The organism is Thioalkalivibrio sp., assembly GCF_007692535.1.
In the GTDB taxonomy this organism is placed as follows: Bacteria; Pseudomonadota; Gammaproteobacteria; order Ectothiorhodospirales; family Ectothiorhodospiraceae; genus Thioalkalivibrio.
Genome location: NZ_REBW01000002.1, coordinates 1 through 2581, shown reverse-complemented (window position 1 = coordinate 2581; position 2581 = coordinate 1). Strand labels below are relative to the sequence as shown.

Annotated in this window: 2 protein-coding genes; one reads left to right on the top strand and one right to left on the bottom strand. The window is 64.0% G+C overall.

Annotated features, from left to right (window positions below):
- Positions 1 to 419 precede the first annotated feature (419 nt).
- A complete protein-coding gene (locus EA346_RS00025) occupies positions 420 to 1169 on the bottom strand; it encodes a VIT1/CCC1 transporter family protein (protein ID WP_296754048.1) in 750 nt (249 codons plus the stop codon).
- Between the two features lie 619 nt (positions 1170 to 1788).
- On the opposite strand from EA346_RS00025, the gene EA346_RS00020 reads away from it, so the two are divergent.
- Positions 1789 to 2430, top strand: a complete 642-nt coding sequence (locus EA346_RS00020) for a GNAT family N-acetyltransferase (protein ID WP_296754045.1) — start codon at positions 1789 to 1791, stop codon at positions 2428 to 2430.
- Positions 2431 to 2581: the final 151 nt, after the last annotated feature.

Sequence of the window (2581 nt, the reverse complement as noted above, 5' to 3'; positions counted from 1 at the left end):
ACCGGCGTACGAAGAACCTGCGGGCCGTACAACTCCTGTTTGGTCATCGCAGCCTTCAAAGCACAGCCCGATACCTTGGCATAGAGGTGGATGAAGCACTGGAAATGGCCGAACGCACCGAGTGCTGATCGGTCAGCGCCGGTCAGCGTTCCTGCCGGCAGGGGCGCTGATCGGCCCACTGCAGCCCCTCACCCGTTTCCGTTCACTGTCTGCTCATGGAGCGAGTTGCCCAGTCGACAGAATAGTCCTGGAAACCGTGCGCTCCGAGGTCTTCGTGAAGGAGCAGCGCGTGCCCGGCAGCGTCGAGTTCGACGGCATGGGGAGCACGCCTAGCGAGCACGGCGATGTAGAGCAGCGGGGCCAGGCCGTGGCGGTTGCGACGCTGCGCGCCATCAGGGCCGTAGTTTGTAGGGGCAGGTTCAGGATATCCTTAGGTCTCCGAGCATCGGTTCCAGGAAATAGCCGAAAAGGAAGGCGACTAGGGCCGCACCTCCGCCCATCAGCAAGGTCTCCAAACCAGTGCGCCACCGCGCCATATCGAGGACCATGCCCTTCACGTAGCCGATGCCGAACAGGGCGACACAGGCCATGCCGGCACTGGCGACGAAATGCCCGCCATCGCTGAGCACGGGCACCAGAAAGGGCAGCAGCGGCAGGGCTCCGACCAGGATGAAGACGGAAAAGGTGGCCAACCCGGCCTTGGTGGGGGAGGGGCCTTGCAGGGGCAGCCCGTGTTCTTCTTGCAGCATGAAGTCGATCCAGCGCCGGCGATCCTGGGTGATCGTGTCGACGTTGCGCTCAAGCGTCTCCCCCTCAAAGCCCTTGTTTTCGAAAATTATACGCACCTCTTCACGCTCACCCTCCGGAACCTGCTCGATGTGGCGTTCCTCCTGGTGCCGCAGACCCTCGCGTGCATCGTGCTGGCTCTTCACCGCCTGGTAATTGCTGACCCCCATGCTGAAGGCATCGGCGACCAGGCTGGCCATGCCCAGCACGAAGGCGATCATCGCCGGGAGCCCGGCGCCGGCCACGCTCGCGACCACGGCGATCGTGGTGACGCAGCCGTCGATCCCCCCGAGGATGGCATCGGACAGGTAGCTGGATCGGGGTCCATCATCCAGGCGGTGCTGGATCGCGTCGGGTTCGTGACTGTGTTCGAGTTCCGGCATGGCATCTCCTCTGCGGGTCGGGCGCCTGCCCCACGCGCCAGCAAGGCCGCGGAATCGAGTATAGGAAGGATAGACCGCCTTTCGCTCGGCGCGAGTCCGACTTGCCATCCTTTGGCCGGGCTGGTCGGCCGTCAATAGGGTCTGTGACGCCCCACGGAGCGTCACTCCGGGCACGAATCCCGCGAACCAGCGTGTTCGCCGCCCGGTTCTTGGGTGCATGCCGGCATCGTGACCGCGCCACCGGCATCGGAGCCTTGAGGTCGTGGTTGAGAAACCCGGTCAGCCCAATAGACGGCAGCCAGCAGGGTGGGCGTATCAAAGCGTCCGGCTTCAGGGCTTTCGCATCGAGATGGGTGAAAGATCTTTTCGATCACTGCGGGATCCTCGATGCAGGCAATGATCCGCATGGCTCCACGGCAGGTCCGGCAGGACCACATGTGAATACAGAGAACTAGTTCAGAACTTCAGGTTTACGTCCGACACCGGCCACTCCACCATCCCCACTGACTGCCCGCTCAGGGTCGGCAAGAGACAGCGATCGGCAGGGCGCGGCCCAAACCCGCCAGCCGCCTTGGGAAGCGCAGTTTCCGGAACTGGCCGACCACGAGCGGTCACGGCGGTGGCCCGGACATCGAACCTGGCCTACCCTGCTCGCTACCAAGGTCACGGTCCGACAGGCTACACAGGCAACGATCTGGTCCGTTACATCGCCGAACTGGCGCAACTTCGGATCCGCGTGTTTCGCGACTTCCCCTACCTCTACGAAGGCGGGCTGAAGTACGAGCGGCGGTACCTCGAAACCTATACCCGGTCACTGCGGAGCGTGATCGTGCTGGTCTTCGAGGGTGCCGACATCGTCGGCGCCTCGACCGGTCTGCCGCTCGCGGACGAGACGCCCAACGTCATTGCACCGTTCGTCGAGCAGGGCTACGACCCTGCGGAGATCTTCTATTTTGGCGAGTCCGTTCTGCTGCCGCAGTACCGCGGCCGGGGTCTGGGCGTCCGCTTCTTCGAGGAACGCGAAGCGCATGCCCGCGGGCTCGGCGGCTTCTGCTGGACGGCCTTCTGCGCGGTGGACCGGCCGCTGGACCATCCTCGCCGGCCACCCGACCACCAACCTCTGGACCACTTCTGGGAAAAGCGCGGATACCGTCGCGAGCCAAGCCTGAAAGCGGTATTCTCCTGGCGCGATCTCGACGACGATGCCGAAACCGCGAAGTCGATGACCTTCTGGATGAAGCGTCTGGAGACCCCGGGATAGACCCGGAAACCGGAGCCCCTCATGTACGCCCTCTTTCCTTTTCGCGCTTTCTACACGACGCGCACGGTCGCGATCCCCCCTGCCGCTGACACCCGATAAGCCGCACGCGCCGATCCTGCGCTACGGCAGCAATCCATGACGCCTTCGCCTG